Consider the following 14,830-nt stretch of genomic DNA (forward strand, 5'->3'; position numbering starts at 1 on the left):
GCTTCCCGTGCCGCGTCAGCGCGTGCCGAACACACGTGCGAAGATCGTATCCACGTGTTTGAGGTGATAGCCGAGATCGAATTTCTCTTCGATCTCGGCGGGTGACAGGGCGGCCAGCACGTCGGCATCGGCCAGCAGTTCGGTCTTGAAATCGGCCCCCTGTTCCCAGACCCGCATCGCATTGCGCTGCACAAGGCGATAGGCATCTTCGCGGTTCACACCCGCCTGCGTCAGCGCCAGCAGGACCCGCTGCGACATGACCAGACCGCGGAACTTGTTCATGTTTGCCATCATATTGGCCGGATAGATCACCAGCTTTTCGATCACCCCCGCCAGACGGTGCAGCGCAAAATCGAGCGTGATCGTCGTATCCGGCCCGATGGCGCGTTCCACCGATGAATGGCTGATGTCGCGTTCATGCCAAAGCGCCACGTTCTCCATTGCGGGGATCACCGACATGCGCACCAGACGCGCAAGGCCGGTCAGGTTTTCGGTCAGCACGGGGTTGCGTTTATGCGGCATGGCGGAACTGCCTTTTTGACCGGCGGAAAAGAATTCCTCGGCCTCCAGCACTTCGGTGCGCTGCATGTGGCGGATCTCAATGGCGATGTTTTCGATGCTGGAGGCGATCACACCCAATGTCGCAAAGAACATCGCGTGCCGGTCGCGGGGGATGACCTGTGTGCTGATCGGTTCGGGTGTCAGGCCAAGCTGGGCGCAAACATGTTCCTCGACGCTCGGGTCGATATTGGCGAAAGTGCCGACTGCGCCGGAAATGGCACCCGTGGCGATTTCAGCGCGGGCATTGACCAGACGCGCGCGGTTGCGGTCCATTTCGGCATAAAAACGGGCAAAGGTCAGGCCCATCGTGGTGGGTTCGGCATGGATGCCGTGGCTGCGCCCTATGCGCACGGTATCCTTATGTTCCAGCGCGCGGGTTTTCAGCGCGGCCAGCACACGGTCCATGCCCGCGAGCAATAGGTCAGAGGCGCGGACCAGCTGGATGTTGAACGTCGTGTCCAGCACATCGGAACTGGTCATCCCCTGATGCACGAAACGCGCGGTGTCCTGCCCGATGATTTCCGCCAGATGCGTCAGAAAGGCGATGACGTCGTGTTTGGTCACGGCCTCGATCTCGTCGATGCGGGCGACGTCAAAGGCCACGTCCTTGGCCTTCCAGACAGCGGCGGCATTCTCGGCGGGGATCACGCCGATGGCGGCTTGGGCGTCGCAGGCGTGGGCCTCGATCTCGTACCAGATGCGGAACTTGGTGGCGGGGTCCCAGATGGCGGTCATTTCAGGGCGGGAATAACGTGGGATCATCGGGGCACCTTTTCGTTGGTCTGGGCAGCGGATTGCCTTTGCGTCATAAGAGGGACGGGGCCAAGCCTCAAGCCAAGAACGGGAAGAAGCGGTGCTGGGACGGGATGATTTTGCGGGGCGCTGGCAGGTGGTGCGGCGGATCGACGACCGGCATGGACGGATGCAGGGCGAGTTTACGGGTGTGGCTGAAATGCAGCCGGTGGGCGACGCAGGGCTGATCTATACCGAAAGCGGGCAGATGCGGATTGGGACGGCGCCGGTAATGCAGGCGGTGCGGCGGTATCTGTGGGATTTTGGTGAGGGGCTGGTCACCGTCCGGTTCGAGGACGGGCGCGATTTTCATACCTTCGTGCCTGCGGGTCAGGCAGCGGGGACGGATCACCCGTGCGGGGCGGATCATTACCGCGTGGTGTACGACTTTACCCGCTGGCCCCTTTGGCGCGCGACTTGGGATGTGACGGGGCCGCGCAAGGATTATACGTCCGTCACGGATTACTCGAGGGTGGTGCGCTGAAGCGCACCCTACAGGCTTTGCTTGCGCTGCGACGCGGCATCGGCAATAAAACACGCAGGTAATCACAAACAGGGGAGAGCGGCAGATGGCCCTCGCACTCAACAAATCCGTCATGACCGAGGTTTTCGGCCCAAGCGAAGGCACAGCCCTGCGCGTCAAGCAGGCGCTGATGGTCGTTCTTGGCATCGTGCTGCTGGCGGTCATGGCCAAGATCAAGGTGCCGGTCCCCGGCAGCCCCGTCGCAATCAGCATGGGCACCTTCGCGGTGCTGACGATCGGCGCGGCCTACGGTCCCCGTCTGGGTCTGGCGACGATCATGGGCTGGATGATCGTGGGGATGCTGGGCTTTGACGTGTTCCAAAGCTCGACGGCTGACCTGAACGGCATCAGCTATATGATGGGCAGCACTGGCGGCTATCTGGTCGGCTATGTGCTGGCGACGCTGGCACTGGGCTATGCGGCGCGCGCAGGCTGGGACCGGTCGGTCGTGCTGATGGCGCTGGCGATGTTCATTGGCAACGTGCTGATCTACGTGCCGGGCGTGGCATGGCTGGGTGTGCTGTACGGCTTTGACCAGCCGATCTTTGCATGGGGCCTGACACCGTTCCTGCTGGGCGACGCGCTGAAACTGGGTCTGGCCGCACTGCTGGTGCCGGGTCTGTGGAAGCTGATCGGCGATGCGCGCAAGTAAGCGCGGGGGATGCTGAGAGATGAGGGGCGCGGGCTGAAAGGTCCGCGCTTTTTTGTTGGGTGGTGTGACGCCATAGGGCGGCTGTGCGGGACTTTTCAGACCTTCGCTGCAAGTGCGTCAATGTCCGGTCTGACGAACCGTTAAACAAACGGTGGTTTTTGAGAGCGGGCAACCTGCTGTTTAGAGGCAAGGTAAGATCAGATCTTTACCGTCTGCATGATCCTCCGGAAACGGATCAATGTAATAGATCTGTTTTAGCCTGAACCCACCTAAAAGGTTTGGTTCAAGTTCTGCATAGTATTCATCTTTGCCAGATAGGTGTGCCGGTCGTGTGATGAAAAATGGCTGTTTGAGCAGTCTGCCTTCATTTACGGCATCGCCAAACGAGAGCCTATTTGGGTCGAAATTTGAGTCTGAACCGAATGCAACAAGCTGTAGCTTTACGCCGTTGGTAATGAAGGGCGATAAAAAAAGCTCGTAGAGCTGAGAACACTCGCTAAACGGGGTTTTCCTCGCGGATGCTTTGGCATCGTCTGCCAAGTGGCTGCAATAATTGTTCCACAATGTGTAATCGGCACAGTAACTTCGTATGAAGGCTTCTGGACTACTCTGGTCGGGGCCAGCAAAATCTGGTGGCCCAGATTTTCGGAAAAATGATTTCCAAAGTGACATGGCGGTCTCTCCCGTCCGTTACGCTACTCTGAGACAGTAGGGCGTTCAACAAACTCATTTTTGGTGCATAATTAAAACACCCCGATTGAAGCAACCACAAACCCCGTTCAACACCCAAGCAGGAATTGAAGGTTTTTGGATCGACCGCGATAGCGGACGTCCCTGCATCACGCAGCACCCGTCACTCTGGGCTCGAAGCGGACATACACTTTAAATCGCCTGATGCGTCGCGCGTGTTTTTAACCGCCCAGCCTCCCCAACAAAAAACCCCGCCTGATCTCTCAGACGGGGCTTCTTTGCAATCAGCCTACGATCAGCAGCTGTAGTACATTTTGAACTCGATCGGGTGCGGGGTGTGTTCGTAGGCGTAGACCTCTTCCCACTTCAGCGCCATGTAGCCTTCAAGCTGGGATTTGGTGAACACGTCACCGGCCAGCAGGAATTCGTGATCGGCTTCGAGCTCGGTCAGGGCTTCGCGCAGCGAGCCACAGACGGTCGGGATCGATGCCAGTTCTTCGGGCGGCAGATCGTAGAGATCCTTGTCCGAGGATGGACCCGGGTCGATCTTGTTCTTGATCCCGTCGATGCCGGCCATCAGCAGAGCAGCAAAGGCCAGATAGGGGTTGGCGGCCGGATCGGGGAAACGGGCCTCGACGCGCTTGGCTTTTGGCGATTCGGCCCATGGGATACGCACGCAGCCCGACCGGTTACGGGCGGAATAGGCGCGCAGCACGGGGGCCTCGAAGCCGGGGATCAGACGCTTGTAGCTGTTGGTCGTCGGGTTGGTGATCGCGTTCAGCGCCTTGGCGTGCTTCAGGATGCCGCCGATGAAGTACAGCGCTTCCTGAGACAGGTCGGCGTATTTGTCACCCGCGAACAGTGGCTTGCCGTCTTTCCAGATCGACATGTTCACGTGCATGCCGGTGCCGTTATCGCCTGCGATGGGCTTTGGCATGAATGTCGCCGATTTGCCGTAGGCTTGGGCCACGTTGTGGATGACGTATTTGTATTTCTGGATCTCGTCAGCCTGCTTGGTCAGCGTGCCGAAAATCAGGCCCAGCTCGTGCTGGCAAGACGCCACTTCGTGGTGGTGCTTGTCGACCTTCATGCCCATCCGCTTCATCGTGGACAGCATTTCGGAACGCATTTCCTGCGCGTCGTCGATCGGGTTCACAGGGAAATAGCCGCCCTTGATGCCGGGACGGTGGCCGGTGTTGCCCATTTCATATTCGGTATCGGTGTTCCATGCGCCATCGAGCGCGTCGACCTGATAGGACACCTTGTTCATCGTGACGCTGAAACGCACGTCGTCGAAAACGAAGAATTCGGCTTCCGGTCCGAAATAGGCGGTGTCGCCGACGCCGGAGGCTTTCAGATATTCCTCGGCCTTGACAGCAGTGCCGCGCGGGTCGCGGTCATAGGGTTCCATCGTGTCTGGCTCGACCACGTTGCAATGGATGCAGACAGTCTTTTCCGCATAGAACGGATCGACATAGGCGGAGGAGGCGTCGGGCATCAGTTTCATGTCGGACTGGTCGATGGATTTCCAACCGGCAATGGACGAGCCGTCGAACATGAAGCCTTCGTCAAGGAAGTCTTCGTCGACGAGATCGGCAACCACGGTGACGTGTTGCAGCTTGCCGCGCGGGTCGGTGAAGCGGATATCGACGTAATCGACCTCTTCATCCTTGATCAGTTTGAGAACAGCTTTCTTGTCCATTCTTGGGCACCTTTCTGTAGTATCTCTGGTTTTGCTTGGCGTACGCCCGACCGGGCGGCGGCAAGCGGTGTTAAAGGGCTTCGTCGCCGGATTCGCCAGTCCTGATGCGGATGGCCTGTTCGACGGAGGAAACAAAAATCTTGCCGTCGCCGATCTTGTCGGTCTTGGCGGCGGAAATGATCGCCTCGATCGCGCCATCGACCTGATCGTCGGGCAGCACAACCTCAATCTTCACTTTGGGCAGGAAGTCGACGACATATTCGGCGCCACGGTAAAGCTCGGTATGGCCTTTCTGGCGCCCGAAGCCTTTGACTTCGACCACAGACAGACCCTGCACGCCCATGTCCTGCAGCGCTTCTTTCACCTCGTCCAGCTTGAACGGCTTGATGATCGCCTCGATCTTTTTCATGGCACGCGACTCCTTGGATTTCAGTCACAGCGGTGAGACCATTTCTGTTGCACCGGGACAATTCGTGGCAAAGTGCAGACAGGGGCCGTTCGCCGGAAACAGCGGGTGATGATTAAAATTTGTGCAACTTGCCTGCTAGATGCGCTGAATAAAAACTTAAGGGATCGCGCCATGACCAATTTGCTGACAGCCGCCCAAATGGTCGCCATTGAAACCGCTGCGATCAGGGGCGGGGCTGCGACCGGGGCTGAACTGATGGAACGGGCCGGACAGGGTGTGCTGGAGGCTATCCTTGCAACCTGGCCGGACCTGGCCGGTGCCGGGGGCCAGCCCCCGGACCCCCGGGATATTTCTACTCCAACGATAAAGGCACGGGTCACCGTTTTATGTGGTCCGGGCAATAATGGCGGTGACGGGTATGTTGTGGCGCGCCTGCTGCACGTGGCGGGGTGGCAAGTGGATGTGCTGGCGCTGGCGGGGGCAGGCGCGCCTGATGCGCGTGCGAACGAGGCGTTGTGGCGCGCGCTGGGGCCCGTGCATTCGCTGACGGTCGATTCCTTGCGCGCGATGCGGGATGCAGATCTGCATGTCGATGCGCTGTTCGGGACGGGGCTGTCGCGGCCTTTGACAGGGGCTGCGGGTGATGTTGTTGCCAGTCTGGCAGCACTGGACCTGCCGCGTCTGGTGGCGGTCGATCTGCCGTCGGGCTTGCCTGCGGACAGCGGTCTGCCGCTGGGGCCTGTGCCGCGCGCGGCGCTGACAGTGACCTTCGATAGCCCCAAGCTGGGGCATTATCTGGCGCAGGGGCCGGAGTATTGCGGGCGGTTGGTTGTCGTCGATATCGGGATAGGGACATTTCGCGAGACCCTTGGGCAGGGTGCTGCGGTGACGCTGGTCGATGGCTTGTCGAAGGATGTGGTGGCGCGGTTGGGCAAGGGGCAAGGCCACAAATACAGCCATGGTCACGCGCTGGTGCTGGCGGGTGGCGCGGGTCAAGGCGGGGCGGGGCGGTTGGCCGCCCGCGCGGCACTGCGGATCGGGGCGGGGGCGGTGACGCTGGGCTGTCCTGCCGAAGCTGTGCCTGAGAATGCTGCTCAGTTGAATGCGGTCATGTTGCAGGCGGTGCCGGATGCGGCGGCACTTGCGACGCTGGTGGCGGAGCGGCGGATCGCAGCGCTGTGTCTGGGACCGGGGCTGGGGCTTGGGCCGCGCGAAGGGGGGCTTCTGGCTGCGGCCTTGGCTATCGAAGGACTGGCGCTGGTGCTGGATGCAGATGCCCTGACGCTGCTTGCGCGCGACGGTGATCTGTTCGCAGCCCTGCACGGCCGCTGCGTGCTGACACCACATGACGGTGAATTCGCGCGGCTCTTTCCTGATCTGACACAGATGGCGCGGGTCGATGCCGTGCGCGCTGCGGCCGCGCGGGCGGGCTGCACCGTCTTGCGCAAGGGGCCGGATACGGTGATCGCCGCACCTGACGGGCGCTGCTTTGTTCATGGCGCAGTCTACGACCGCCATGCGCCTTGGCTTGCGACGGCGGGGTCGGGGGATGTGCTGGCGGGGATCATCACCGGCCTTTTGGCGCGGGGTTTTGCCCCGCTGGAGGCTGCGACGACCGGAGCGTTCCTGCATACATCCTGCGCGCTGGCCTTTGGTCCGGGGCTGATCGCAGAGGACTTGCCCGAGATGCTGCCGCAGGTGCTTCGTGACCTCGGCGTCTGAGCCTTTGAGCCCCGTGGAACAAAGGCGATTTTTCCTCTCGCATCCCGCCGCGCGCTTTGCTAGACAGCGCCCAACATGGGGCAGGCCTGAAAACCTGCCCCTTTTGATCATGCGGGTGTGGCGAAATTGGTAGACGCACCAGATTTAGGTTCTGGCGCCGCAAGGCGTGGGGGTTCAAGTCCCTCCACCCGCACCAAAGTAGGTAAAAAAGGACAGCACATGCAGGTCACCGAGACCCTGAACGAAGGCCTCAAGCGCGGCTATGCCATCACCGTCACGGCGGCGGAACTGGACGCGAAGGTTGAAGAAAAGCTCAAAGAAGCCCAGCCAACCATCGAGATGAAAGGCTTTCGCAAGGGCAAGGTCCCGATGGCATTGTTGCGCAAGCAGTATGGCGACCGCCTGATGGGTGAAGCGATGCAGGACAGCATCGATTCTGCTGTGCGCGAGCATCTGGATGCGACAGGCGACCGCCCCGCAGGCCAGCCCGAGATGAAGATGTCGAACCCCGACTGGAAGCCCGGCGATGACGTGCAGGTCGATGTGTCCTATGAAAAGCTGCCCGAGATTCCGGCAGTGGATTTCGCCGCAATCACGCTGGAGCGGATGGTCGTGAAGGCCGATGACGCCGCTGTTCAGGAAGCGCTGGACAATCTGGCCGCATCGCCGCAGGCCGTGTCTTACGAGGCCAAGAAAACCCAAGCGAAAAAGGACGATCAGGTCGTTCTGGATTTCGTGGGCAAGGTCGATGGTGAAGCCTTTGAAGGCGGCACTGCCGAGGATTACCCGCTGGTGTTGGGGTCCAACTCGTTCATCCCCGGGTTCGAGGACGGTCTGCTGAAGGTCAAGGCCGGCGACGTCAAGGATGTCGAAGTCACCTTCCCCGAAGCCTATCAGGCCGAGCATCTGGCGGGCAAGAAAGCCGTGTTCACCTGCACGATCAAAGAAGTCCGTGCGCCCAAAGCGCCCGAGATCAACGACGATCTGGCCAAGAAATTCGGTGCCGAGGATCTGGCCTCGCTCAAGACCCAGATCGCCGACCGTCTGGAGGCCGAGTACAAAGGTGCGTCCCGTGCGCTGGCCAAGCGCGCGCTTCTGGATGCGCTGGACGGTGTCGTCAGCTTTGATCTGCCAAAAGCGCTGGTCGAGGCCGAGGCAGGCCAGATTGCACACCAGCTGTGGCACGAGGAAAACCCCGATGTCCACGGCCATGACCACCCCGAGATCACGCCAACGGACGAGCATAAATCGCTGGCAGAACGCCGCGTGAAGCTGGGCCTGTTGCTGGCTGATATCGGCCAGAAGGCCGAGGTGAAGGTCACCGATCAGGAAATGACACAGGCGATCATGAATCAGGCACGGCAGTATCCGGGGCAGGAACGCCAGTTCTTTGAATTCGTGCAGCAGAATGCGCAGTTCCGTCAGCAGTTGCAGGCGCCGATGTTCGAGGACAAAGTCGTCGACCATATCTTCGCCGCGGCTACCGTGACGGAAAAGGAAGTCAGCAAGGAAGAGCTGCAAAAAGCAGTCGAGAAGCTGGAAGAAGAATAATCTCCGCAGAATGCGGCGACGGAAAAGGGCACCTTCGGGTGCCCTTTTTTGTTTTGGAGGCACGTGCGTTTTGTTTGTCAGCGATGAAGGACGGAGTTGCCGTTCACTTCATCAAATGTAAAACGCGCTTCGCAACGCGTCTATCATGGTGCCTCAAGTTAATACGCACCTCACTAAAGAAGATTTGACTTAGTCATTCCCAAGACACTACTGCTCTAAAAATGTCGCAAGACTATCACAAGAGTATTCGTTACCTTGCTCGCAGTCTGTTTGCAATATTTCGACCGTCTTTTCTGGACAGAGCAATGCAAAATTTGTTCCCAGGCCATTCCACAATGAAACTGGTAATTGCCCAGCGTCAATCTCATAACCCGAAATCGTACCGGCAATGCAATCGGCCCCAACCGAAACATTGGAGTCATGGGAAAGCTGTTCCCAGCGTGGATCACCTTCTACGATCTCATCACCAAAGATACAATCTGGCCAAATTCCATCGTCAATTCGAAAGTCCGTCTGGTTGGCGGGCATGGTTCCCCGCACATAAAATTCATCTTCTTCTTGGGTCGAAAACGCCCGGTACATATCTGATATACTGTAGCCAAAGATACACTGTCTCATATTTGGCTTGGTATCTGCTGCCACTGCGTATGCATTTGCTGTATCAACGCCTTCAATACGCGCAATGGGCAGGGGATACGTGTTCCTCTCGAAAGAAATATAAATATAACCGAGTGCATTGGGCGCAGTCATAAGGTCCCACTCGTCGGGTGATATGAAGTTAATGTGTTTTGCTGATACGTAGGCTATCTGCCTCTGCTCTTCACCCCAAGTTTCATTGCTTGGACCGTAGAAAATATCTTTACCTGCATCTATTGGCCACCAAAGCAAATTTGAAGCGATCGCGGCCTCTAGTCGATCTAACAGCACACCACTAACATCACCTCCATCAATCTGACTGCAAAGTTCGGCAACTTCCAAATCCGTGGTCGTCATGTAGTCTTGTACTAGGAAAACTCGTGTACCGTCTTCCAAGAATGTCTGAATATAATCGCTCTCGGATGATGGACTTGTTCGCGCCAAATAGATGTCCCTGGGTGCAAGATTTGAAGCAATAGCAACCATACCGATCGGAGCTGAACACGAGAGTGAAGTTGCGACCTCTTCTACGGTCGGTGTCAGGAACTTGTTTTGAGCTAGTGCGCCAGAACCCATAGATATTGATGAAATGCTGATATAAAATAAAAATGTATTGTGGTGCATCTTTTTTCCTACCGAAGGTTGTCTTGAAATCCGATATTCGATTATTGGGTCAAGAATTTGGCGAAAAAATGCCATCAATCGCACCCAGCGACAAGGGTTCAATGTAGACCGAAATCATATGTCTTGCGGCAGCCGCTTAGATGCTTTGCAATAAAATGCAGCGTCACCTTGCATCGGGCGGTTGATGCTGAAGCCAAACCGTCTTTCGTTAAACAAAAAGGGCCGCTGGCATCCGCCGCGGCCCTTTTTCATTCCGTGATCGCCTGACTTATTCGCGGTCGTCTTCGCCGTCGGCAGCACCGCCGATGTCGTCGAAGAGTTCCTGGATTTCGAAGTCGGCTGCTGCCTCTTCTTCGGCGGCCAGTTCAGCGATGGATTTGCCGGCGGCCTGCAGTTCGGCCTCGTCCTTGGAGCGTGCCACGTTCAGCGTGATCGTGACCGTCACTTCGGGGTGCAGGACGACATCAACGTCATGCATGCCAAGGTCCTTGATCGCGCCTTTGAGCACGACCTGACGCTTGTCCACGCTGAAACCGTCGGCTGTGGCGGCTTCGGCGGCGTCGCGCGTCGTGACCGACCCGTAAAGCGCACCACCGTCAGAGGCGGAACGGATCACGATGAAGGTCTGACCATCGAGCTTTTCGCCCAAGGCTTCGGCTTCTTTTTTGGATTCGAGGTTGCGGGCTTCCATCTGGGCCTTTTCAGCCTCGAAACGGGCCATGTTGGCCGCGTTCACGCGCAGGGCTTTGCCCTGTGGCAGCAGATAGTTGCGGGCATAGCCGTCCTTGACGGACACGACTTCGCCCATTTGACCCAGCTTGGCCACGCGTTCGAGAAGAATGATATCCATGATATGTCCTTACTTTACAGCGTATGGCAGCAGGGCAAGGAACCGGGCACGCTTGATCGCACGGGCGAGCGCGCGCTGGTTCTTGGCACCGACGGCGGTGATGCGGGCGGGGACGATCTTGCCACGCTCAGAGATGTAGCGCTGCAGGGTGCGGGTGTCCTTGTAGTCGATCTTGGGCGCGTCATTGCCTTCGAACGGGTCGGACTTGCGGCGGCGGAAGAATGGTTTGGTTGCCATGATTGCTATCCTTTACTGATCAACGACGTTCGCGGCGTTCGCCGCCACGGTCACCGCGGTCAGGGCGGTCGCCCCGGTCGCCACGCTCTTCGCGCTTTTGCATCTGCACGGAGGGGCCATCTTCGTGGGCGTCGACCTTGATGGTCAGCACACGCATGACGTCTTCGTGCAGGCGCATCAGGCGTTCCATTTCCTGGATCGCAGGTGCGGGCGCATCGGTACGCAGCAGGGCATAGTGGCCCTTGCGGTTCTTGTTGATCTTGTAGGCCATCGTCTTGACGCCCCAATATTCGTTTTCCAAAAGCTTGCCGCCGTTGTCGGCAAGAATGGTCCCGAAATGTTCGATCAGGGCTTCGGCTTGCGTGTTGGACAAGTCCTGACGCGCAATCATCACATGCTCATACAGCGGCATGCATACTCCAGTTCTTTTCTCGGCGCATTTCAAAGGCGGGGCGGTGACCTTCTGCACCCCATCCACGAGAGTCTGCGCGGTTCATAATAATCGCAGAAGGATGCGGCCTTATACGCAGGCTGGCCCGCGATGCAAGCCTTGGCGGCTTGTTTTGCTGCGTTTTCGGCGCGATGTGCAGAATTTCGCGGACTGGCCTTGCTGTCGCCCAACTCTCGTCGTCTTTTGCCGCCACGACTGCAGCGCAAACAGGGACGACAACCGATGGCTGACCGCACGATCACCGGCTTTTTCAAGCCGAAACCCCCGTTAAGCGTCGAAGATGCCTATTGGGGCTATATCATCCGCAGCGACAAGGGAGAATCCCTTGGCTTTGTGATGCTGCAATCGGCCAGCTTTCTGCTGGGCGTTGGTTTGCTGATCGGGGCCGTCGGCATGATCGCGCTGTCGCCGCTGGTCTTTGGCGCGGAACTGACGCCGTTCCGGATGGCGGCGGCGGTCCTGTTCGGGGCAGGGGCTGCGTATCTGTTATGGTTCGCAAGCCGCGGCACGCAGACCGAGATCCAGATCGACACAAGCGCGCGTGAAATCCGCGAGGTCATCCGCAACCGCGCCGGTCGCCCAAGCACTGTCGGCACGCATGATTTTGACGCCATGACCGATGTGTTCGTGCAGGATGACGATGAAAGCGACGGTGCCATGCTGGTCGTGCAGGACGGTGACAGCGGTCTGTCGATCTGTGTCGCCAAGGCGCCGTTTGCCCGACTCACTGCACTCGAGGACCGCATCGCGCGGGATGTGCTGGGCGATCCGCAGGCGCGGCTGGGGTGATGGCGCACGTGGTCGAACAGGTCATGTTCGGATTTGCGGAATTGAGGGCAGGGCGACAAACCGGCTTATAGGGGGCATCTTGAACCATTGGAGTGTCCCATGAAAAACGTCCTTGCCACCGCAGCCTTTGCTGCGCTTCTTGCCGCCCCCGCCATCGCCGAAAACTATGTCCTCGATGCCAGCCACAGCCAGATCGTGTTCAGCTACGATCACCTCGGGTTCTCGACCACCTATGGCATGTTCTCTGGTTTTGAAGGCGAAGTCGTCTTTGATCAGGCCGACCCTGCCGCATCCTCGGTGAATGTGTCTTTCCCCGTGCGCACCATGCTGACCGGCTGGGAAGGCCGTTTCGAGCATTTCATGAGCGCCGATTTCTTTGACGCCGCCGATGACGAGATGGTCACCTTCACCTCGACCGCGATCGAAGTCACGGGCGAAAACACCGCCCTTATCACCGGCGATCTGACGCTGAACGGTGTGACGCAAAGCGTCGTTCTGGACACCACGCTGAACCAGGCGGGCATGCACCCGATGGAGAACAAGCCCTGGGCCGGTTTTGACGCGACCACCACGCTGCTGCGCTCGGACTTCAACGTCGGCGCCTTTGCACCATTCGTCAGCGACGAAGTGCAGGTGATGATCTCAATCGAGGCGATGCAGGCTGAATAAGCGCTGCCTGTTGCGATAGTCAAAGCCGCGCCGGAGCGATCCGGCGCGGCTTTTTGTTGGCGGGTGTCAGGGTGAACCCCGACCTCCAACATGGCTGTCAGAGCGTGCGGTACATGGTGATCCGGGGCAGGGGTTCAAAACCCATCCGCGCATAAAAGCGCGTCAGCGATTGATCCTGCTCGGCTTCCGGCGTGATCACGAGGATGACTCCCGCTGCGCCTTCAGCCGTTGCCCATCCGACAACAGCCCCGATTAGCTGTGCGGCGAGTCCCTGTCCACGGGCCTCCGGCACGACGTAGAGATCTTCAAGTTCCACCGTGCAGCCGAATTCCACACCATTGGTCAGGGACCCCGAAGCAAGGCCGATTGCCGTGCCGTTCCTTTCTGCAATAAACAGGCAGGCGCGGTCGGCGGCCAGCATACGTGCAAGGTTCGTGCGAACTGCCGCTGCCGGTGTGGTGATGCTGTCTTCGGCAAAGAAGGCCAAGAAAAGCGGCAGGAGATGATCGATATCATCAGGGAATGCACGTCTGACTGTCATGGCCTACGCTTCTCGTGGGTTTCGCGACCACAGTCTGACGCGGGACGCGTCGAAAGCAAGGGCGGCGGGGTGACCCCCGCCCTACCGTGTCGCGGTCACCGCCAGTGTGACATCCACCGCAAAGCCAAGGCTGCTTTCGTCGGCCATCGACGCGCCGACGCCGAAATCGCGGCGGTCCAGTGTCAGAGTGGCTGACATCCGGGCGGTATCGCCTTCGACTGTCAGATCGAAAGGGAAGCTGACCGGCACGGAGGCGCCTTTGATCGTCAGGGTGCCGTCGGCCGTGTAGCTGCCCGCGTTGGCGAGAATCACGCCCGTGAAGGTCGCGGTGGGGTGGGCTGTACTGTCAAAGAAATCGGCCCCCATCGCTTGCGATGTCACCGACCCCAACGTCAGCGAGGTGATGGAAATGGTCGTTGTGACCTCGCCCGCCTCGCCTGTCGCGGCGGGGTCGAAGCTGATCGCGGCGGTCCAGTCGGCGAAACTGCCAGTAACGGGGCTGCCTAATTGGGTGACGGTGATGCCGATCTGCCCTTCGGTGACGGTCCATTCGGAGGTGACTGCGGCCAGGGCCTCGGTCGGAACGGTTTCATGGTCACGGAACAGACCCGCCGCTGCGGCACCACCTGTGGCCAGTGCAAAGACGATCACGGCCCCCATCGGTGCGGCAAAGCTGCCTTTGTGTGCGGGTGTCGCGGGGGCGTCGGCCTTGCCGAACCACATCCGCCGCAGGGTGGCGTCCTTGTCGATGAAGTGGTGTTTCAGCGCGCCTGCGATATGCAGCAGGATCGAGGCGATCATGATCTTGCTGAACAGCCAGTGCAGCGCGGCGGCGGTTTCCGCCACGGGTTCGGACACCGGCACAAAAGGCAGGCTCTGCCCGATGGGCAGCCAGATTGGCGCAAAACCGCTGGTGGCGGCGTGATGCACCCAGCCTGTCAGCGGTACGGCGACAAGGCTGATGTAGAGCGTCCAGTGAACGATGGCGGCAACCGTCGACAGCGCCTTTTTATCGGCGTTGATGTCGCCGGGCTTGGGCTGTGTCACCGCCCAGAGGATTCGCGCCAGCGCCACGGCGAACACGATCACGCCCAGTGTTTTATGAACCGAGAAAAGCTGCGCCTTCAGCGCCAGTTCCGCATCGGTCGCATAGGGCAACTGGTTCGCGATCACTCCCAAAGGGGCGATCAGCAGGATCAGCAGGGCGGTCAGCCAGTGAAAGGTCTTGGTGACGGTGCCATAGCTTTGGGCGGTGTTGGATGCGGACATTGGAAACCCTTTCTGCAATGGATCGCAGATAGCACTGCCCTCGCAGCCCGCATAGTCGCTGCAGTGCAGAGACAATGTGCAAATCTGCGCGGTGCCCAGTTTGCTTGCCGTGTCCGGTTGCGCAGGGTAAACCCGCCAGAACCGACAATAGATAGGAGCAAG

At 59.2% G+C, this 14,830-nt stretch carries 16 protein-coding genes and 1 tRNA gene; 7 read left to right on the forward strand and 10 right to left on the reverse strand.

The window, feature by feature from the left end; genetic code table 11:
• Positions 1-15: 15 nt before the first annotated feature.
• Positions 16-1,323, reverse strand: a complete 1,308-nt coding sequence (gene purB, locus VCK47_RS00570; protein WP_322892140.1) for an adenylosuccinate lyase — start codon at positions 1,321-1,323, stop codon at positions 16-18.
• A gap of 91 nt (positions 1,324-1,414) precedes the next feature.
• Between purB and VCK47_RS00575 the strand changes: the two genes are divergently transcribed.
• Complete coding sequence (locus tag VCK47_RS00575) at positions 1,415-1,837, forward strand: DUF6314 family protein (protein ID WP_322892141.1); 423 nt, start codon at positions 1,415-1,417, stop codon at positions 1,835-1,837.
• 85 nt (positions 1,838-1,922) lie between these two features.
• Positions 1,923-2,528 (forward strand): biotin transporter BioY, encoded by a 606-nt coding sequence (locus VCK47_RS00580; RefSeq protein ID WP_322892142.1) that lies wholly within the window; start codon positions 1,923-1,925, stop codon positions 2,526-2,528.
• 180 nt (positions 2,529-2,708) lie between these two features.
• Here VCK47_RS00580 and VCK47_RS00585 read toward each other — a convergent pair whose 3' ends face one another.
• The 3 genes from VCK47_RS00585 to VCK47_RS00595 form a co-directional block, all read right to left on the reverse strand.
• Positions 2,709-3,200: a hypothetical protein gene (locus VCK47_RS00585; protein ID WP_322891696.1), complete on the reverse strand. Its 492-nt coding sequence runs from the start codon at positions 3,198-3,200 to the stop codon at positions 2,709-2,711.
• Between the two features lie 313 nt (positions 3,201-3,513).
• Positions 3,514-4,920: a type I glutamate--ammonia ligase gene (gene glnA, locus VCK47_RS00590; protein ID WP_322891695.1), complete on the reverse strand. Its 1,407-nt coding sequence runs from the start codon at positions 4,918-4,920 to the stop codon at positions 3,514-3,516.
• A 70-nt stretch (positions 4,921-4,990) separates the two neighbouring features.
• Positions 4,991-5,329 (reverse strand): P-II family nitrogen regulator, encoded by a 339-nt coding sequence (locus tag VCK47_RS00595; RefSeq protein WP_007205114.1) that lies wholly within the window; start codon positions 5,327-5,329, stop codon positions 4,991-4,993.
• Positions 5,330-5,500: 171 nt separating this feature from the next.
• Here VCK47_RS00595 and VCK47_RS00600 point away from each other — a divergent pair, with 171 nt between their 5' ends.
• The 3 genes from VCK47_RS00600 to tig all read left to right on the forward strand — a co-directional run bounded on the left by VCK47_RS00600 (position 5,501) and on the right by tig (position 8,602).
• The gene (locus VCK47_RS00600) at positions 5,501-7,051 is read left to right on the forward strand and encodes an NAD(P)H-hydrate dehydratase (RefSeq protein ID WP_322891694.1); all 1,551 of its coding nucleotides are present in this window, start codon (positions 5,501-5,503) and stop codon (positions 7,049-7,051) included.
• Between the two features lie 111 nt (positions 7,052-7,162).
• Positions 7,163-7,247: transfer RNA gene (locus tag VCK47_RS00605), tRNA-Leu, on the forward strand.
• A gap of 23 nt (positions 7,248-7,270) precedes the next feature.
• The gene (tig, locus tag VCK47_RS00610) at positions 7,271-8,602 is read left to right on the forward strand and encodes a trigger factor (protein ID WP_322891693.1); all 1,332 of its coding nucleotides are present in this window, start codon (positions 7,271-7,273) and stop codon (positions 8,600-8,602) included.
• A gap of 207 nt (positions 8,603-8,809) precedes the next feature.
• On the opposite strand, the gene VCK47_RS00615 is transcribed toward tig, so the two are convergent.
• From VCK47_RS00615 to rpsF, 4 genes are all read right to left on the reverse strand, one after another.
• Positions 8,810-9,937: a hypothetical protein gene (locus VCK47_RS00615; RefSeq protein WP_322891692.1), complete on the reverse strand. Its 1,128-nt coding sequence runs from the start codon at positions 9,935-9,937 to the stop codon at positions 8,810-8,812.
• A 193-nt stretch (positions 9,938-10,130) separates the two neighbouring features.
• Positions 10,131-10,712, reverse strand: a complete 582-nt coding sequence (gene rplI / locus VCK47_RS00620; protein ID WP_322891691.1) for a 50S ribosomal protein L9 — start codon at positions 10,710-10,712, stop codon at positions 10,131-10,133.
• Between the two features lie 9 nt (positions 10,713-10,721).
• The gene (gene rpsR / locus VCK47_RS00625; protein ID WP_087207502.1) at positions 10,722-10,949 is read right to left on the reverse strand and encodes a 30S ribosomal protein S18; all 228 of its coding nucleotides are present in this window, start codon (positions 10,947-10,949) and stop codon (positions 10,722-10,724) included.
• Between the two features lie 19 nt (positions 10,950-10,968).
• Positions 10,969-11,361, reverse strand: coding sequence for a 30S ribosomal protein S6 (rpsF, locus tag VCK47_RS00630; RefSeq protein WP_322891690.1), 393 nt, complete (start codon positions 11,359-11,361; stop codon positions 10,969-10,971).
• Positions 11,362-11,622: 261 nt separating this feature from the next.
• On the opposite strand from rpsF, the gene VCK47_RS00635 reads away from it, so the two are divergent.
• Both VCK47_RS00635 and VCK47_RS00640 read left to right on the forward strand, forming a co-directional pair.
• A complete protein-coding gene (locus VCK47_RS00635) occupies positions 11,623-12,189 on the forward strand; it encodes a hypothetical protein (RefSeq protein WP_322891689.1) in 567 nt (188 codons plus the stop codon).
• Between the two features lie 99 nt (positions 12,190-12,288).
• Positions 12,289-12,858, forward strand: coding sequence for a YceI family protein (locus VCK47_RS00640; protein WP_322891688.1), 570 nt, complete (start codon positions 12,289-12,291; stop codon positions 12,856-12,858).
• Between the two features lie 97 nt (positions 12,859-12,955).
• Here the strand turns inward: VCK47_RS00640 and VCK47_RS00645 are convergent, their stop codons facing one another.
• Together VCK47_RS00645 and VCK47_RS00650 are read right to left on the reverse strand one after the other, a co-directional pair.
• Positions 12,956-13,399, reverse strand: coding sequence for a GNAT family N-acetyltransferase (locus VCK47_RS00645; RefSeq protein WP_322891687.1), 444 nt, complete (start codon positions 13,397-13,399; stop codon positions 12,956-12,958).
• A gap of 81 nt (positions 13,400-13,480) precedes the next feature.
• Positions 13,481-14,668, reverse strand: a complete 1,188-nt coding sequence (locus VCK47_RS00650; RefSeq protein ID WP_322891686.1) for a cytochrome b/b6 domain-containing protein — start codon at positions 14,666-14,668, stop codon at positions 13,481-13,483.
• Positions 14,669-14,830: the final 162 nt, after the last annotated feature.

The organism is Yoonia sp. 72, assembly GCF_034652275.1.
In the GTDB taxonomy this organism is placed as follows: Bacteria; Pseudomonadota; Alphaproteobacteria; order Rhodobacterales; family Rhodobacteraceae; genus Yoonia.

Excerpts from the sequence above, each read along its gene's own strand:
- VCK47_RS00640 (WP_322891688.1), top strand. The coding sequence starts at position 12,289 with ATGAAAAACGTCCTTGCCACCGCAGCCTTTGCTGCGCTTCTTGCCGCC.
- VCK47_RS00595 (WP_007205114.1), bottom strand. The coding sequence starts at position 5,329 with ATGAAAAAGATCGAGGCGATCATCAAGCCGTTCAAGCTGGACGAGGTG.
- VCK47_RS00600 (WP_322891694.1), top strand. The coding sequence starts at position 5,501 with ATGACCAATTTGCTGACAGCCGCCCAAATGGTCGCCATTGAAACCGCT.
- VCK47_RS00585 (WP_322891696.1), bottom strand. The coding sequence starts at position 3,200 with ATGTCACTTTGGAAATCATTTTTCCGAAAATCTGGGCCACCAGATTTT.
- glnA (WP_322891695.1), bottom strand. The coding sequence starts at position 4,920 with ATGGACAAGAAAGCTGTTCTCAAACTGATCAAGGATGAAGAGGTCGAT.
- purB (WP_322892140.1), bottom strand. The coding sequence starts at position 1,323 with ATGATCCCACGTTATTCCCGCCCTGAAATGACCGCCATCTGGGACCCC.
- VCK47_RS00635 (WP_322891689.1), top strand. The coding sequence starts at position 11,623 with ATGGCTGACCGCACGATCACCGGCTTTTTCAAGCCGAAACCCCCGTTA.
- VCK47_RS00650 (WP_322891686.1), bottom strand. The coding sequence starts at position 14,668 with ATGTCCGCATCCAACACCGCCCAAAGCTATGGCACCGTCACCAAGACC.
- rpsF (WP_322891690.1), bottom strand. The coding sequence starts at position 11,361 with ATGCCGCTGTATGAGCATGTGATGATTGCGCGTCAGGACTTGTCCAAC.
- rplI (WP_322891691.1), bottom strand. The coding sequence starts at position 10,712 with ATGGATATCATTCTTCTCGAACGCGTGGCCAAGCTGGGTCAAATGGGC.
- tig (WP_322891693.1), top strand. The coding sequence starts at position 7,271 with ATGCAGGTCACCGAGACCCTGAACGAAGGCCTCAAGCGCGGCTATGCC.
- rpsR (WP_087207502.1), bottom strand. The coding sequence starts at position 10,949 with ATGGCAACCAAACCATTCTTCCGCCGCCGCAAGTCCGACCCGTTCGAA.
- VCK47_RS00580 (WP_322892142.1), top strand. The coding sequence starts at position 1,923 with ATGGCCCTCGCACTCAACAAATCCGTCATGACCGAGGTTTTCGGCCCA.
- VCK47_RS00645 (WP_322891687.1), bottom strand. The coding sequence starts at position 13,399 with ATGACAGTCAGACGTGCATTCCCTGATGATATCGATCATCTCCTGCCG.
- VCK47_RS00615 (WP_322891692.1), bottom strand. The coding sequence starts at position 9,937 with ATGGCATTTTTTCGCCAAATTCTTGACCCAATAATCGAATATCGGATT.